15 protein-coding genes are annotated in these 14,330 nt (G+C 39.4%); 2 read left to right on the top strand and 13 right to left on the bottom strand.

The genetic code is table 11. The annotated features are described in order from the left end of the window. Window positions 1–258: 258 nt before the first annotated feature. The 9 genes from IGI41_RS03215 to IGI41_RS03175 all read right to left on the bottom strand — a co-directional run bounded on the left by IGI41_RS03215 (window position 259) and on the right by IGI41_RS03175 (window position 6,157). Window positions 259–1,185, bottom strand: a complete 927-nt coding sequence (locus IGI41_RS03215; RefSeq protein WP_430611288.1) for a metal ABC transporter substrate-binding protein — start codon at window positions 1,183–1,185, stop codon at window positions 259–261. A 57-nt stretch (window positions 1,186–1,242) separates the two neighbouring features. Beyond that, entirely contained in the window at window positions 1,243–1,650 is a 408-nt protein-coding gene (locus tag IGI41_RS03210; protein WP_430611287.1) for a NusG domain II-containing protein, read from the bottom strand. A 24-nt stretch (window positions 1,651–1,674) separates the two neighbouring features. Then, window positions 1,675–2,067 (bottom strand): hypothetical protein, encoded by a 393-nt coding sequence (locus tag IGI41_RS03205; RefSeq protein ID WP_430611286.1) that lies wholly within the window; start codon window positions 2,065–2,067, stop codon window positions 1,675–1,677. Window positions 2,068–2,104: 37 nt separating this feature from the next. Beyond that, entirely contained in the window at window positions 2,105–2,275 is a 171-nt protein-coding gene (rpmF, locus tag IGI41_RS03200; protein ID WP_430611285.1) for a 50S ribosomal protein L32, read from the bottom strand. A 31-nt stretch (window positions 2,276–2,306) separates the two neighbouring features. Next, window positions 2,307–2,426, bottom strand: a complete 120-nt coding sequence (locus IGI41_RS03195) for a putative metal homeostasis protein (protein WP_086273675.1) — start codon at window positions 2,424–2,426, stop codon at window positions 2,307–2,309. Between the two features lie 26 nt (window positions 2,427–2,452). Then, window positions 2,453–2,722, bottom strand: coding sequence for a 30S ribosomal protein S14 (gene rpsN, locus IGI41_RS03190; RefSeq protein WP_430611284.1), 270 nt, complete (start codon window positions 2,720–2,722; stop codon window positions 2,453–2,455). 15 nt (window positions 2,723–2,737) lie between these two features. Further along, window positions 2,738–2,890 carry a 50S ribosomal protein L33 gene (rpmG, locus tag IGI41_RS03185; protein WP_430611283.1) on the bottom strand — a complete coding sequence of 51 codons (153 nt, stop codon included), beginning with the start codon at window positions 2,888–2,890 and terminating at the stop codon, window positions 2,738–2,740. A 269-nt stretch (window positions 2,891–3,159) separates the two neighbouring features. After that, complete coding sequence (locus IGI41_RS03180; RefSeq protein ID WP_430611282.1) at window positions 3,160–5,118, bottom strand: S9 family peptidase; 1,959 nt, start codon at window positions 5,116–5,118, stop codon at window positions 3,160–3,162. Window positions 5,119–5,212: 94 nt separating this feature from the next. Continuing rightward, window positions 5,213–6,157, bottom strand: coding sequence for a tocopherol cyclase family protein (locus IGI41_RS03175; RefSeq protein ID WP_430611281.1), 945 nt, complete (start codon window positions 6,155–6,157; stop codon window positions 5,213–5,215). A 372-nt stretch (window positions 6,158–6,529) separates the two neighbouring features. Here IGI41_RS03175 and IGI41_RS03170 point away from each other — a divergent pair, with 372 nt between their 5' ends. After that, a complete protein-coding gene (locus IGI41_RS03170) occupies window positions 6,530–8,686 on the top strand; it encodes a HelD family protein (protein ID WP_430611280.1) in 2,157 nt (718 codons plus the stop codon). An 18-nt stretch (window positions 8,687–8,704) separates the two neighbouring features. Here the strand turns inward: IGI41_RS03170 and IGI41_RS03165 are convergent, their stop codons facing one another. Further along, entirely contained in the window at window positions 8,705–10,054 is a 1,350-nt protein-coding gene (locus tag IGI41_RS03165) for a PcsB-like coiled-coil domain-containing protein (protein ID WP_430611279.1), read from the bottom strand. 559 nt (window positions 10,055–10,613) lie between these two features. On the opposite strand from IGI41_RS03165, the gene IGI41_RS03160 reads away from it, so the two are divergent. Then, window positions 10,614–11,855: a metallophosphoesterase gene (locus tag IGI41_RS03160; protein WP_430612705.1), complete on the top strand. Its 1,242-nt coding sequence runs from the start codon at window positions 10,614–10,616 to the stop codon at window positions 11,853–11,855. 308 nt (window positions 11,856–12,163) lie between these two features. Here IGI41_RS03160 and IGI41_RS03155 read toward each other — a convergent pair whose 3' ends face one another. The 3 genes from IGI41_RS03155 to IGI41_RS03145 all read right to left on the bottom strand — a co-directional run bounded on the left by IGI41_RS03155 (window position 12,164) and on the right by IGI41_RS03145 (window position 14,330). Further along, window positions 12,164–12,382 carry a hypothetical protein gene (locus tag IGI41_RS03155; RefSeq protein ID WP_430611278.1) on the bottom strand — a complete coding sequence of 73 codons (219 nt, stop codon included), beginning with the start codon at window positions 12,380–12,382 and terminating at the stop codon, window positions 12,164–12,166. Window positions 12,383–12,442: 60 nt separating this feature from the next. Further along, window positions 12,443–12,643 (bottom strand): cold-shock protein, encoded by a 201-nt coding sequence (locus tag IGI41_RS03150; RefSeq protein WP_086273664.1) that lies wholly within the window; start codon window positions 12,641–12,643, stop codon window positions 12,443–12,445. Window positions 12,644–12,869: 226 nt separating this feature from the next. Further along, a complete protein-coding gene (locus tag IGI41_RS03145) occupies window positions 12,870–14,330 on the bottom strand; it encodes a glycoside hydrolase family 1 protein (RefSeq protein ID WP_430611277.1) in 1,461 nt (486 codons plus the stop codon).

The following is a 14,330-nucleotide window of genomic DNA, read 5'->3' as shown; positions in this document are numbered from 1 at the left end:
AACTTTTGAGAAAGCTTTAACTTTTACTAAAGTATCCATTAGTTCACCTCTTTCATTACAATATAAAAAATACTCAAATATAAATTAATTTATATTTGAGTATTAATCATAATATATTATTTGAGAGATATCAACAAAAATATTAACTTTTTTTTGGATATAAGAAAACTTCATCTCAAATACAAAATAAATCGACCGATATAAGTTAGTTGTTACTTTCTAACTTATATCGGTCGATTTAAAATTTCATTATAATAATTATTTCACTGTTTTCTCCAAACTCTTCAAGTTATCTTCCATAATCGAAAGATAAGTCACACCATTGTCCATATCAGATTGTGTGATACCTTCGATCGGACTTAGTACTTCCGTATCTACACCAGTTTCATCAGCCAATGTTTCAGCGACTTTGGATGAAGCTGTTTCTTCAAAATAAATGATAGATAAATGATTGTCTTCAACAAATGTTTTTAGTTCAGCCAGGCGTGCTGCACTAGGTTCTTCTTCAGGAGAAAGACCTGAAATAGCTTCTTGGTTCAATCCGTATTCTTTGGCTAAGTAGCCAAAAGCAGCATGTTGTGTCACGAATGAACGTTGGGTCGCATCTTTGAAGGCATCTTGATATTCTTGGTCTAGATCAGCCAATTTTGCGATATACGCATCAGCATTTTTTTCAAATGTTTCCGCTTTGTCTGGGAATTTATCTGCTAATCCTGTGGCGATCGTTTCTACTTCTTTCTCAGCCAAGACTGGATCCAACCAAACGTGGGGATCAAGCTCACCGGCTTCTTCACTAGCGGCATCACTTTCAGACAAAGTAATCCCTTCAGCAGCTTGAATCACTTTAGTCTTATCTGTATCTACTGTGTCTAACCCATTGGCTGCCCATTTTTCTAAAGCATCACTATTGTATACAAAGGCATCAGCATCACTGATTTTTGTCATGTCTTGCGCACTTGGTTCATATTCATGGGGTTCATTTCCAGCAGGGATCAATAATTCAACGTCCCCTTCATCCCCAACAACAGCTTTGGTAAATTCATACATTGGATAGAAAGTTGTGACGACATCGATAGCCTCATCACTTGTTGTGCTGTCAGATGAGGAAGCTGAGTCCTGTGTGCCGCAAGCAGCAAATAAGCTAGTTGAAAATAATAGCAGTGCAACAGATGTAAATTTCTTCATGGGTTCGTTCCTTCAATCTATATCAGTTTTATAAAAATAGTCGTTCATCGAGGCAAATCAATAGATCAAATAATCCTCTGCACCAGATTGCTTGATCTCGATCACCAATTTATGCGGCAAGCAAATACTTGTTTGTCCATTCTTTGCGATCCATCCTGTTTTAACAGCAATCTGATCAGGGCTATTGTCCTCTTTGACACGGATGCGGCCATTGCTGATCTCAACAATGTTGTATTGCCCTTTTGCAGGGTAATAGGTTTTCTCGAGGCTTGTTGTCTCCTCTAAATTATAACGATCCACTTCTTGTCCATTGATCCGCACGATTGCATAACGATCACCGGTCTGGCTTTGGGCTTGAGTTTCAAACAAGACAAACGGCAAGAATGAGCCCACGATCAATAATAAGATAATCAGATAATCATAAGGCTTCAATAAGCGGAAAAATCCCTGCATCGTCTGTTTCATTGAACACGCCTCTTTCTGTCCATATTAGGACGCCTCCGAAGACAACCGGTCTTCAAAAAAGGCCATTAAATCGATGGTTTCTTCTTCGGTGAACGCTTCGTGTTCCCATTGATCAAGAATTTTTTCTTGCAGCGTCAAATCCATTTCCCAAAAGTGATCGATTTTTTTGAAATGCTTTGGATCAAATTTTTCAAAAACAGGGTATATTGCCAAAAATGCTGCAAAATCAAGATCCCAGTCTTCGGTATAATCTTTCACATATCCTTCAGACAAAGCAGCTTCAGTTGGCTCACCATTTTCTTGGATCAAGCCTGCCTGGTAGAAATGACGATAAATCTCTTCTTTGGTAATGGCTGGATTAAACTTTTTGCTATGATGATAGGCTTCTTCGATAAGTGATGGATAGATGATTTGCATGTTCACCCTGCTTTCTCTGGTTGATGAAACGAAATCGCTATTTCGTTGTGATTGGATGTTGTTCTTTGTACTCTTTCAATGATACATGATGGCTGCGTTTATAGCTACCGGTTGAACCATCGAATGAAATAGTTGGACTTGCGATTTTGTCATGGGTCCGTCGTTTGTTTTTCTTTGCTTTTGATGTTTTTCTTGCTGGAACTGCCATTTGCTTTCCTACTTTCTATGGGTGCTCTTCGTTAATTGCTTTTCTTTTTGTTTCGTTTAAAATCATGAATGATTTTCAGTGCCCGTTTTCTGGTTTTGATATTGGGGCTTTTTAGCCGCCGATAAGCACTAGACAAGTCTGTTTTTTCCATGAGGTGTCCTCCCTATCGATTGATGATTACCAGCTGGCTTTTTTGACGCCAGGAATTTGTCCCAAATGCGCATGTTTACGGAAATTGACCCGTGACATACCGAATTTATTCATGTATCCCCGCGGACGTCCATCGATCATATCCCGTTTCTTCAAACGATTCGGATTGGCATCTTTTGGCAATTTTGCTAAACCTGCATAATCTTTTGCCGCTTTTAATGCCATGCGTTGTTCGCGATACTGTTCAACAAGTTGCACTTGTTTGTTATATTTTGCAATTTTAGATTTTTTGGCCATCTAAAATACTCCTTTCTATTTTTTGATTTCCCGAAAAACGGCTTTCCGTCTTAACTTGGGAGAATATTTTTTTAATTCTAAACGTTCTGGTGTGTTGCGCTGATTTTTACTTGTTAAATAAAGTCTTTCCCCAGTTTCAACGCATTCTAAGATAATATGGTTACGCATCTAGTTGCTCCTTCCACAGACTGTTACTTACTCAAATTGATGCAAACTGTAATAATTACGTTTTGAATCATAGCACACTTTTTTTCTTAGGACAAGCATTTAATTCATTTTTTTGTTATTTAACAAGTGAAGTTGTTCTCATATGAACGATGGTTCTTATGTTTTCATCAGAAATTTTGTCCCCTTGGAGGATTAAAAAAACATCTGAACCGCTAGGATCAGATGTTTTTTCTTGTCTGCACGCTATGAAATTCATTCATTTCTCAAAATCATTCGTGGTCTTTTAACCAATCACTCACAGCTTTGATGCGTTTGATTCTTAAATGCGGCAACCCATTACGAGAAAGACCATGAGATGATTTAGGAAATAACATGAATTTTGTATCCACTCCATGACGTTTCAATGCCATATAAAACTGTTGCCCTTGCTCTTGTGGGCAACGCAAATCCTCTTCCCCGTGCAACACCAAGGTTGGCGTTTTGACTTGGTCGACATAAGCAAGCGGTGACAAAGCCCATAGTTGGTCAGCTTCCGCTAATTCCCGCAATAGTTGATACTTCACGAAGAATGGGCCAATATCGCTAGTTCCATAAAAACTGAGCCAATTCGAGATGGAGCGTTGTGTCACGGCTGAAGCAAAGCGATCGGTATGCCCGACAACCCAATTGGTCATAAAACCACCATAACTTCCGCCAACTACATGCACTTTTTTTGTATCGATTTCTGAATGTTTTGCCAAAACTGCATCTAGACCTAACATCAGATCCTGGAAATCTTTGTTTCCATAATCCCCTAAAATGGCTTTGACAAAGGATTGTCCATACCCTTGACCGCCTCTGGGATTAAGCAAAATCACCCCATAGCCATTCGCCGCATGCACTTGCATTTCATGGAAGAACGTTTCACCATAACATACTTGCGGCCCACCATGGATATACAAAATGGCCGGATGATAATCAACAGGTTCGATCGGCGGTAAATACCAGCCTTGAATCTGCCAGTCATCAGCTCCTTGATAATAAAACGCTTCAGGTTTGCTGATGTTTAACGTTGCCACGGCTTTTGCATTAGGATCGTAAAGAGAATCGATCTTTCCACTGCCTAAATCGATCACCCCTAAGCGACTTGGCACCACTGGTGTCGAATAAGTAACGATCATTTTGTTCTTCATTGGCTGCGTAGTATCTAAAATATCAACTGATTGATTGAATACCCGTTCCCATTGGCCCTTGATTGTTCCTCGATACAAGGTTAATTTACCTGATTCCGTCACTGGTGCGAGAAAGGTTTCATCATCCAACCAATAAAACTTAGGTCCTTTATTTTTTTGTTGAAAATCACTGATGATCGCGTGACCAAAAGCTTTGTCTAATTCTTCAGAAAGATTGACAGCTGTCTTTTGGGTTAAATCAATCAGAAAAACATCATCCAGCGTAACAAACCCATACGTCAAATCGTTGCCCAATACCAGCAAATGCTTGTCTCGCAATGCTGCAAAAGAATAAGAACCTTCAGGTAAGTAGTCAGCCATACTCGTTACCGATCGAGTCGCTGTTTCTACTTGGTAAATCATCGAACCATAATGCCACTCATCCTCTGGCACCGATTTGCCGCTGATGTAAAGATAATCTCCTTCATCTGACAGGGCCACAAACTCAAAAGGATCTTTTTGCGTGTAAACCAATTCTGATGTTTTTTTATAGATATCGATTTGATAAATAGCCACTTCTTTTTCTTTTAAAAAGCCCACACCGTCTGCCAAATAATCGACTTTATTGGTTGATTTGACATCAGGAAAAAGTGACTGGTCTTTTTCTTTTGTTTCTTGTTCATCTTGTTCTTTGGTTGTACTTGTTTGTTGATAATAGAGACGCGAAGAATCCCCCGACCAAAAATATTGTTGTACGCCTTTTTCACTAACGATGGCTTGGGCTTTTCCACCCGCGAGGGACATGATCCACAAGGTAGTGGCTTCGCTCGCTTCCTCTTTGGATACAAAACTTAGCCATTGTTGATTTGGTGATACCTTCAACTGATCGTGTTGGTGTCCTTGCGTTCCCCATTGGCGCAACGTGTTGGTTTGCGTTTGGATACTAAAAATATCGCTTTGGTATTGGTTGCTCTTTTCATCGATCGTCGTTTCAATAAAAAAAACTTCATCTTCAACAACGACTGGTTGTGCAACGCTTTTTAAATCAAATAGTGATTCATTCGTTATTTTTTCCATTGATTGCCTCCAGATTGTTCTTGCATTTAATTCTTTCACACTTATTATAGCAAATCATCACCTGCATGTGGTGCTGTGGCTCGTGATCTCCTACTCAATAATGAAAGCCGCGCAAATTCCCCACTTCTTCAAATCCTGCCATATTGCCTTTTTCTGATAGGATTTCTCGCCCGTTTTCTCTGACTGTAAGCTGCATGGTCGTGCTGGCACTTTCTCTAATGATACGACTCATCTTCCCACTAGCAGGTGCTTGCAGCGCATGCCCGGTTTTTGTTGCTATTTCAATCGTTACTTGTTGGTTTTTTTGCACGAGATGAATAGTCAAACGATCTTCATTTCTCATGATATCCGTTATTTTCCCACCATAATAAGTAGCAAAACGGTACTCTTTATTGCCGATCTGCAAGACACAGATCAAACCCAAAAAGGCCAGCCCTAAAAAGGGAATATCTGCCGCAGAAAAAAAGAAACGAATGTCATCACTTGTGAATTGATTACATTGCACCCATAAATAGGCTGAAGGAAACGAAGTCCCCCAGTCTTTTTCGATATAACCCTTACCACCTGCGAAATCAATCTCTCTGCCATTCCATGTGACAACACCTGAGATAGTATGTGCCATACTTAAGATTCCATGGTAACATTCCATAAAAGATAAATAGGAAAAAGGGCCCATTATACTAGGTGCATATCTAGATCGCTGGATAGGAAATAAGTTGTGATACCTTAAGCTGCCTTCTATCGTCAGTTCATCGCTTTTCAAGGCGATTTGTACCCCACTCATACTGAACAGATTGGCACCGATCACTATTTGTTGCGCCTCTTCATCTACCTTCAACTCCTCGGCAGGGAAAGAAAAATAATGAGAGGATGCTTGGCTGATGACTTGGATAAAGGCATGTTTTTCGCCCGTGTCGTCAATCGAAATTCCCGGAATCAAGGCATACACTTGCGTGCCCACTTGGTGTTTAAAATACCAACCTTCAAAAAAGCCCCGAGATTGTCCGTTGACATGAAAAAATCGATCGGTGGTTATCATCTTAAATGTTCTCCTATTCTTTTTCATCAGTGTAACATGAAATGCCAAAAATACATTTAATGAACTACGGAGGACAATTGCATATGCGGATCATATACATAAATAACCCATTCAATATGCCTAAAGCGTCTGCATACCGAATGGGTTTGATTCTATTTTGATTCAATCATTTCTCAGTTTCTATAAAAAAAACAAGCATCACTTGGCTTGTATCAACGGATAAATATTTTCATCGATCATAAAAGAGAACCCCACAACAATATGTCATTCTCTCTATATTCATTATACTATACAAAGAAACGAAAAAACAGACTGGTATTTTTGCTTGATCCTCGTATAATGAACCTTACTTCTATTAAGGGATGTGCATCTATGAATCAGCTAAGCGAAGAACAAAAACATCTATCAATCATTTATCGACAGTTACTTGCACGTAAGGACAAATTGGCGCGATTTTTAACTGAACGAAGAGCAGCACACCTACAGGATTTGCGACATGCTGGGACAGATGTTCGATTGAATTTTGATAGTGTGACTGACAGCTTAGACACATATGCCGCCATTGAAAGTAAGAACCGCGAAATTGACCAAATGAATCTATCCCTTGCTGCAGCAGAAAAAGAATTGGCTGCGGTGGAAAGATTATTAAAAAGTCCCTACTTTGGTAAATTGTCTATGCGTTTCACGGAAGAAACAACGGATGAAGCATTTTATATCGGTGTCAATGGCTTTACAGATGAACAAAAAAACGGTTTGATCTATGATTGGCGTTCCCCGATTGCCGCTGTTTTTTATGAAAACAATCTAGGCCCTGCGTCCTACACTGTCAATGATCAACAGTTGAAGGTTTTTGTCAACAAGCGATGGCAATTTATGATCGATCATCAACAGTTGATACAGATGTTCGACACCACTACTGCGATTCAAGATGATGTGCTCTTAGCCGCACTGGCCTCTGATCATGCACAAGAAATGAAAGACATTACAGCTTCTATCCAAAAAGAACAGAACAAAATCATTCGAGACACAATGCATCGACATATCCTCGTTCACGGGGTTGCCGGTAGTGGCAAAACTTCCGTTGCTATGCAAAGAGTTGCTTTCTTGCTTTACCATTATCGCCAACAGATAACTGCAGACAATTTCATGATTTTATCACCTAACAAAGATTTCACACAATATATCTCTCAAGTACTGCCGGCATTAGGCGAAAAAAATCCACGAACACTGACGCTCAATCAATTGATTGACCAGCTATCTGATTTTTCTGCAGAAAATGAAACCAATTTTTTCGCAAATAGGCAACAAGTGCCATCAAAAGAAAGCCAAGTGCTCCGTCAGCATGACTTTATCTCTTATTTAAAAGGCCATGCTGTCAAACCAGCTGGAGAGCAAAAGGTGACCTTTTTGCCCATTTGTTATAAAGACAAGGTTATTTTTTCTCGCGCAACACTGGAAGCTCTCTACCGAACAACGCCAGAAAAGTATTCGATTCAAGAACGTTTGCAAGGCGTTAAACAAAAATTGATCAGCCTGTGGCATAGACGCTTAGAAAAAAATGCCAAAAAAAGCCAGATTTATGATCAAGTACTTGCGCTCACGGAAGAACAGCAGCAAAAAATGTTGGGTAGACTGATTGCAGATGAGCAAGTAACCACTATTCGGCAAGCAGCGTATGCCCTCTTGAAGAGAAAATATAACATGGTCGACTGTGCAATCGACGATTTAAGCTGGTTCGATCACCAATCATTTGCAGCAGACTTATTTAGGCAATACAGTCACTATCCATTGACAACAGCAAGCCAACATTCTGATACTGATCATCAGATTTTCTACTTGATCATAAAACATTTGTTTGTCCAAAAAATCGATGTGCCTAAGTTAAGCTACCTATTGATAGATGAAGTGCAGGATTATACGCCAGCACAAATCGATTTTTTGCTTTTACTCTTTCCACATGCTGCTTTTACATTAGTGGGGGACGAAAATCAAGCAATATTCCAAACATCAACGCCCTTCGACGAAATAAGGGATCTATTCATCCAAGCTGGTTTGCCTCTCTATAGATATGATTTGTCCACAAGTTATCGTTCAAGCGGGACCATCACGGCGCTTTTTGCAAAATTGCAGACCAAAAACATTCCTATTAAGATCTCTGCTGTTCGTCCACTGGGGCATGAAGTATCTTTTCTCGACTATTTACCTGATGATGCACTCATCAAACAAATAAAAGACCGAAAAGTTCCACTTACGATTCTGACAAAATCTGAAACTGAAGCGGCACTGTTGAGAAATAAACTCGATGGCGTTACTTTGCAAACGCAGATTTCCGTGATGCCTATTCATTTGGCCAAAGGGCGTGAATTTCAACATGTAATCCTATATAATGCCAACAGTCAAAACTACCATTCACCTTTGGACCAACGCATATTGTATACCGCCATTTCCAGGGCTACAGAAACATTGATGATCACGTCAGATTGCTCTATATCTTCACTTATATTAAAAAAAACCTCAACATCAAGTTGAGGTTTTTGATTGATTTGATTAACGGTGGATATAAGTGTAACCTGAAGCGCTCATTGTTGCAGTGTTTGGTCCTCCAGGATTATCAAAGCCCATACCGCCTTGAGAGATGGTGATGGTATTGCTTGCTGCATCATATGATTCAACATAACCTACGTGACCATACGCACTACTTGCATTCCAAGTACCGCCTACTGATTGACCAGCTGCAAAAACGATTACTGCACCAGCTGCTGGCGTACCATTGACTGTATATCCCTCAGCTGCTGCTGAAGCACCCCATTGTGCGCCGTTACCCCAGTAAGTACCTACCCAAGGAGCACGATTTTTAACATACCACGTACATTGACCCCATGCGTACATGTTGCCTGAACCAGAGTGGTCAGTACCGCCACCTGTAGATGTGCTGCCTGTAGAAGTAGAATTGTCACTTGATGATTCAGTCGAGCTGTTGCTTGATGAATCATTTGATGACCCAGTACTTGATGAAGTACTGCTTGATTCATTTGAACTAGCATTACTTGAAGCACTGCTGCTTGAAGATGTATTGCTTGATGCAGTTTCTGAAACAGTCGTTTCTGCTTCACTAGCTGCTTGCGCTTGGGCTTCTTTCAAAGCTTGTGCTTGGGCTTCTTCTTCAGCTTTTGCTTTCGCTGCTGCTTCTTGTTGTTCTTTTAAGACACGGGCTTTTTCAGCTTCCGCTTCTTCTTTTTTCTTCTTCAATGCATCTTTGTCTTTTTCAGCTGTTGCTTGTTCAGCAGCTAAATCAGCTTTTAATACATTCAAGTCTGCTTGTTTCGCAGCGATCGCATTTTTTTGTTCTTTTAGTTCTGCTTGGTTTGCAGCAACTTCTTGAATTTTGCTTTCGTTTTCTTTAACTTTGTCTTCAACATCTTGCTGGTCTTGTTTTTGTTGTTCAACAAGATCATTGTTGGCGTTGACGATCGTTGTCATTGCTTGTACACGGCCGATCACATCTGTTAATGAATCTGCTTCTAATACAGCATCGATAAAGTTCGTGCTTTGACCATTGACTTGCACATCACGTGCTTGTTTTTGGATCGCTTCTTCACGTTTAGCAATACGTAATTTAAGGGTTGCGATTTTGTCTTGCAACTTCTCTGCTTCTTGACCTAATTCAACTTGTTTGGCTTCTAAAGCTGTTACTTTAGCGCCCACAGTTTCAATTTCTGCTTCTAGAGAATCGATCTGTGATTGTGCGTCAGCTTGTTGACCTTTTAAAGAATCAATCTTCTGGTCTTGCTGTTCGATTTGATCATCAATGGTATCTGCTAATGCTAAGCTAGGTGCTGCAACGGCTGTTAGTGTCAATGAACACACCATCAATGCTGATAACAAACTTTTCTTCACTCGTTTTTCCTCCGACTGGCTATTTGATTGACAGATAATCTGTCTTTATAGAAACTTAATCTTATCTAAGAAAGTTTAAAATTCTTTTTTAACGACAAATGAATTCTACCACACACATATGACATACAGATAAAGGAAATGTTACAAAAATATTTCATTCCTGTTGATAAAATGATGTGAATAAAAAAAACAAATCAAAAATGTTGTTAAACCAGCGTTTTCTCATCCAAAAGGACAAGATGATCATTTTTTTCATCTCGTGGAAAATTCAAAAAAATATGTTTTTTTATTTTTTATAAATACTCATATCAAAACCATTTCATTAACCATAGATATTAAACGGCGTTATTTTAATCATATAAGGATGCTGCATTTCCACTGATTTGAAAACCTTTTATGTGACTTTTCTTCTGTCTATTTCTATAATAAATAAAAAACAACGGAGGGTATAATGATCAAAAAAAATAAACCCATTGTACTGATCATCGGGCTCGTGGTACTCCTTACTATTGTATCAAGTACACTCTTTTATATACAAAAAGCCGCGAAGTCAAATAACATGCTTATTGATCACGCGCAAGCTGAATTTTGGTTACTTAGCGATGGTCACTTCTTATCCTCTTCTTTGCACGATAATGGGGAAGCCTTCCAACAATTTTCTGAAGGTGCCGCTGGCAAAGAAATGCACTATCAGGCAGAAGCTATTTCGGCTTTTGTTGACGAGGCGTTGGCAAAAAAGCCCACTGGTATTATTTTGACAGGTGATATGACGTTGAATGGTGAGAAAGCCAGCGCAGAAGAACTCAGTGCGTTACTTGCTCCCTTACAAGAAGCAGGGATTTTGGTTTTAGGTATTCCTGGCAACCACGAGATACACAATGGTTGGGCTAGAGCTTTTGCAAAAGACAAAGAATATTATGCCGATCAACTAAGTACGGATGATTTCAAAAATATTTTTGCAGAAGGATTTGATAAAGCCAATAGTCTAGATAAAACTTCTTTGAGCTATAGTATCAACCTCAATGATACCTATCGATTATTCTTGTTGGATTCATGTATCTATGATTCAGATGTAAACTGGGATGACCCCAATACGAATGGAGAATTAAAAGCCAGCACGTTGGCTTGGTTAAAAACGCAGTTAGAAGAGACAAAAGAACATGGGCAAACCCCATTGGTATTTTTGCATCACAATCTCTATGCCCATAATGCATTGCTGACGGACGGATATGTATTGGACAATGCAGACGAGGCATTGACGCTATTGAATGCATTCGATGTACCAGCTGTTTTTTCCGGCCATATCCATATTCAAGATATCGAAGAAAATGCGCATGGATTGACAGAAATCGTTACAGGCTCTTATAGTACAGAAAATTTAGGCTACGGTGTGCTAACACTCTCCGAAAAGCAAATCGAGTATCAAGCACGTACAATTGATTTGAATACTTGGGCAAAAGCCACAGACCAAACAGATGATAACCTATTAAACTATACAAAATATCAGTCGGCTGTTTTTTCTGAAAGTACGGAACAAATGGTTCGAAAACAACTCGATTCGGTCGCTGAATTAACTGAAGCACAAATCGATGCGTTGTGTACCTTTATTGATGACTTGAATCAAGCACTCTTCACAGGAAACGACCAATATACAAAAGAGCAGATACAGGCAATCAAGTCCTCCGACCAGTACCAGCTGCTCGCAACTTATTCCTACTTCCTAAAACAATATACAGATTCACTGTTAACTGATCAAACGCCAGATCAATCGGTGATCATTGCATTGCCTCTTGCTGATTGATCGACCAAAACAAACGATAAAATGAACGATAGCCTTCACATGTTTCCCATGTGAAGGCTATCTGACGAGTCAATATTTATTCGTTGAAAGTTGCAGCATACTATTACTACTATTAATTATTTCTCATTTAAACGATACAATCCCTAACCTCTATTGTATCCTTGTAACTCTGAAGTTACGCCAGGTTTGAATAAATTTCTTCAAAACAAGTAACGTGTGGTACAAAAATATTTGTCGCGTATATGTATTATAACACAGATCACCAAATAAAGCATCTTCTCTTCTAATTAAAAGGCATTCAGAAGAAATCAGCGCTTTAATTCTGTATAACGAATAACCGTTTTAAAATTGATCATTGTTTTCGATGGACTCTCGATGATTCTGATGACTGCCGTATTTTCCAACATATTTTCAATCAGGCCAATATGCAGTTGTTCTTTAAAAGAAAACTGGATTTTTTGTCCGATTGAAAATTCTCCGCCAGACTGCGAAGGTTGCGGTGCTTTGAACCCGTAGGTATTTGCCATTTTTTTCTCCTTTAACTAAAAAAAGAGAAGATCGTTTCCGACCTTCTCTTAAAGTTTCATTTACGCTTTAACGATGTTTGTTGCTTGTAAGCCACGTTGGCCTTCTTCAACGTCGAAAGTCACTGCTTGACCTTCTTCTAAAGTTTTGAAACCTTCGCCTTGGATAGCTGAAAAGTGAGCAAATACATCATTGCCGTCTTCACCTGTAATAAATCCAAAACCTTTATCTGCATTAAACCATTTTACTGTACCGTTATTCATAAACGTATACCTCCATATTACACATCGACTGTGTTTATTTTTGTAATAGAAAATGATGTGTAATTGAAGTGTGTATCAAATAAAAGATAAACAAGTATTAACATATCAGAACTTTACTTAGCTATCATATCATGTCTCACCATAAATAGCAATGGTCTTTTTGACATCATTGTTATTGTAAGGAAAACTTATGAATTGCATGGTTTGCCTAAGTCCTACCTATTATTCAAATATCCGCACCATTAGAAGCAATGACATGCTTGTACCAATCAAATGACGCTTTTTTGATACGTTTCTTTGTTCCGTTTCCTTCATCGTCTTGATCGACATAAATGAACCCATAGCGTTTGGACATTTGCGCTGTCGAAGCACTAACAATATCGATACAGCCCCAAGCTGTATACCCGAAGACATCGACGCCATCATGTAAAGCTTCATTGATTTGTTCAATATGTTGACGCAAATAATCAATACGATAAGAGTCATTGATCGTACCATCAGCTTCTACAATGTCTTCTGCACCTAGACCGTTTTCAGCGACAAATAACGGCTTTTGATAACGATCATATAACTGATTCAATGCTGTACGCAATCCTTTAGGATCGATTTGCCATCCCCATTTGCTACTTGGTAAATACGGATTTTTGATCCCGCCTGTGATCAAATTGCCGACTGCACTTTCCAATCGTTCAGGATGGGCACTAACTGCACTTGACATATAATAGCTAAAGGAAACAAAATCGACCGGATTCTCCTGAATCACTGCTAAATCGCCGTCTTCTATAACTAATTCAACTGATTTTTCTTCAAACATGCGTTTTGCATACGCTGGATAATAGCCTCTCGCTTGCACATCACTAAAGAAAAGAGAGGTCCGTTGCTGCTCGACTGTTTTTTGGATGTCATCTGGATCACAACTATAAGGTGTCAATAATTGATAACTGATCATACAACCAACTTTTGCCTGAGGAATCACACGGTGGATATAAGCCGTCACTCGGGCGCTCGCTACGAATTGGTGATGGGCGCCTTGATATTTATCTTGCTCAATATGCGGATGTCCTTCTTCAATGATGCCAACACTGACATATGGATGATGCTTGACACAATTGATTTCATTGAAAGTTACCCAATATTTGACTTTATTTTGATAACGATCCACTACTGTTTCCGCGAAACGCACATAAAAATCGATAAGTTGACGATTTGGCCACCCGCCATACTGCGTGACCAAATACAACGGCATCTCATAGTGAGAGAGTGAGACCAAGGGCTCAATGCCATACTTCAAACACTCATCAAATACCGCATCATAAAAAGCTAATCCCGCTTCATTAGGCTCAAGTTCGTCACCCATGGGAAAAATCCGCGTCCATGCAATCGACATGCGATACGTTTTAAATCCCATCTCAGCAAATAAACGAATATCTTCTTTGAAATGATGATAGAAATCTACTCCATGCCGTTTGGGATAATATTTTGGACTGTCATGGTCTTGCGCTTCTGCAACTTGTTGATGGGTCATCATGTGCCACTGATCCGTCCAATGTTCTTTCGGCAAATCTCCATCAAAGATATAGACATCCGACACGGACAACCCTTTGCCACCAACATCTGATCCACCTTCTACTTGGTTTGCGGCTGTGGCACCGCCCCACAGGAAATCTTTGGGAAAGTAACTTTTCAT

The sequence above is a fragment of the Enterococcus sp. DIV0876 genome, from assembly GCF_050529585.1.
In the GTDB taxonomy this organism is placed as follows: domain Bacteria; phylum Bacillota; class Bacilli; order Lactobacillales; family Enterococcaceae; genus Enterococcus_D.
Note: the sequence above shows the minus strand (reverse complement) of the source record. Positions and strands in the feature narration are given on the sequence as shown.

Coding starts and splice junctions, on each gene's coding strand:
- IGI41_RS03215 (WP_430611288.1), bottom strand. CDS start 1,185: ATGAAGAAATTTACATCTGTTGCACTGCTATTATTTTCAACTAGCTTA.
- IGI41_RS03210 (WP_430611287.1), bottom strand. CDS start 1,650: ATGAAACAGACGATGCAGGGATTTTTCCGCTTATTGAAGCCTTATGAT.
- IGI41_RS03205 (WP_430611286.1), bottom strand. CDS start 2,067: ATGCAAATCATCTATCCATCACTTATCGAAGAAGCCTATCATCATAGC.
- rpmF (WP_430611285.1), bottom strand. CDS start 2,275: ATGGCAGTTCCAGCAAGAAAAACATCAAAAGCAAAGAAAAACAAACGA.
- IGI41_RS03195 (WP_086273675.1), bottom strand. CDS start 2,426: ATGGAAAAAACAGACTTGTCTAGTGCTTATCGGCGGCTAAAAAGCCCC.
- rpsN (WP_430611284.1), bottom strand. CDS start 2,722: ATGGCCAAAAAATCTAAAATTGCAAAATATAACAAACAAGTGCAACTT.
- rpmG (WP_430611283.1), bottom strand. CDS start 2,890: ATGCGTAACCATATTATCTTAGAATGCGTTGAAACTGGGGAAAGACTT.
- IGI41_RS03180 (WP_430611282.1), bottom strand. CDS start 5,118: ATGGAAAAAATAACGAATGAATCACTATTTGATTTAAAAAGCGTTGCA.
- IGI41_RS03175 (WP_430611281.1), bottom strand. CDS start 6,157: ATGATAACCACCGATCGATTTTTTCATGTCAACGGACAATCTCGGGGC.
- IGI41_RS03170 (WP_430611280.1), top strand. CDS start 6,530: ATGAATCAGCTAAGCGAAGAACAAAAACATCTATCAATCATTTATCGA.
- IGI41_RS03160 (WP_430612705.1), top strand. CDS start 10,614: ATGCTTATTGATCACGCGCAAGCTGAATTTTGGTTACTTAGCGATGGT.
- IGI41_RS03155 (WP_430611278.1), bottom strand. CDS start 12,382: ATGGCAAATACCTACGGGTTCAAAGCACCGCAACCTTCGCAGTCTGGC.
- IGI41_RS03150 (WP_086273664.1), bottom strand. CDS start 12,643: ATGAATAACGGTACAGTAAAATGGTTTAATGCAGATAAAGGTTTTGGA.
- IGI41_RS03145 (WP_430611277.1), bottom strand. CDS start 14,330: ATGAAAAGTTACTTTCCCAAAGATTTCCTGTGGGGCGGTGCCACAGCC.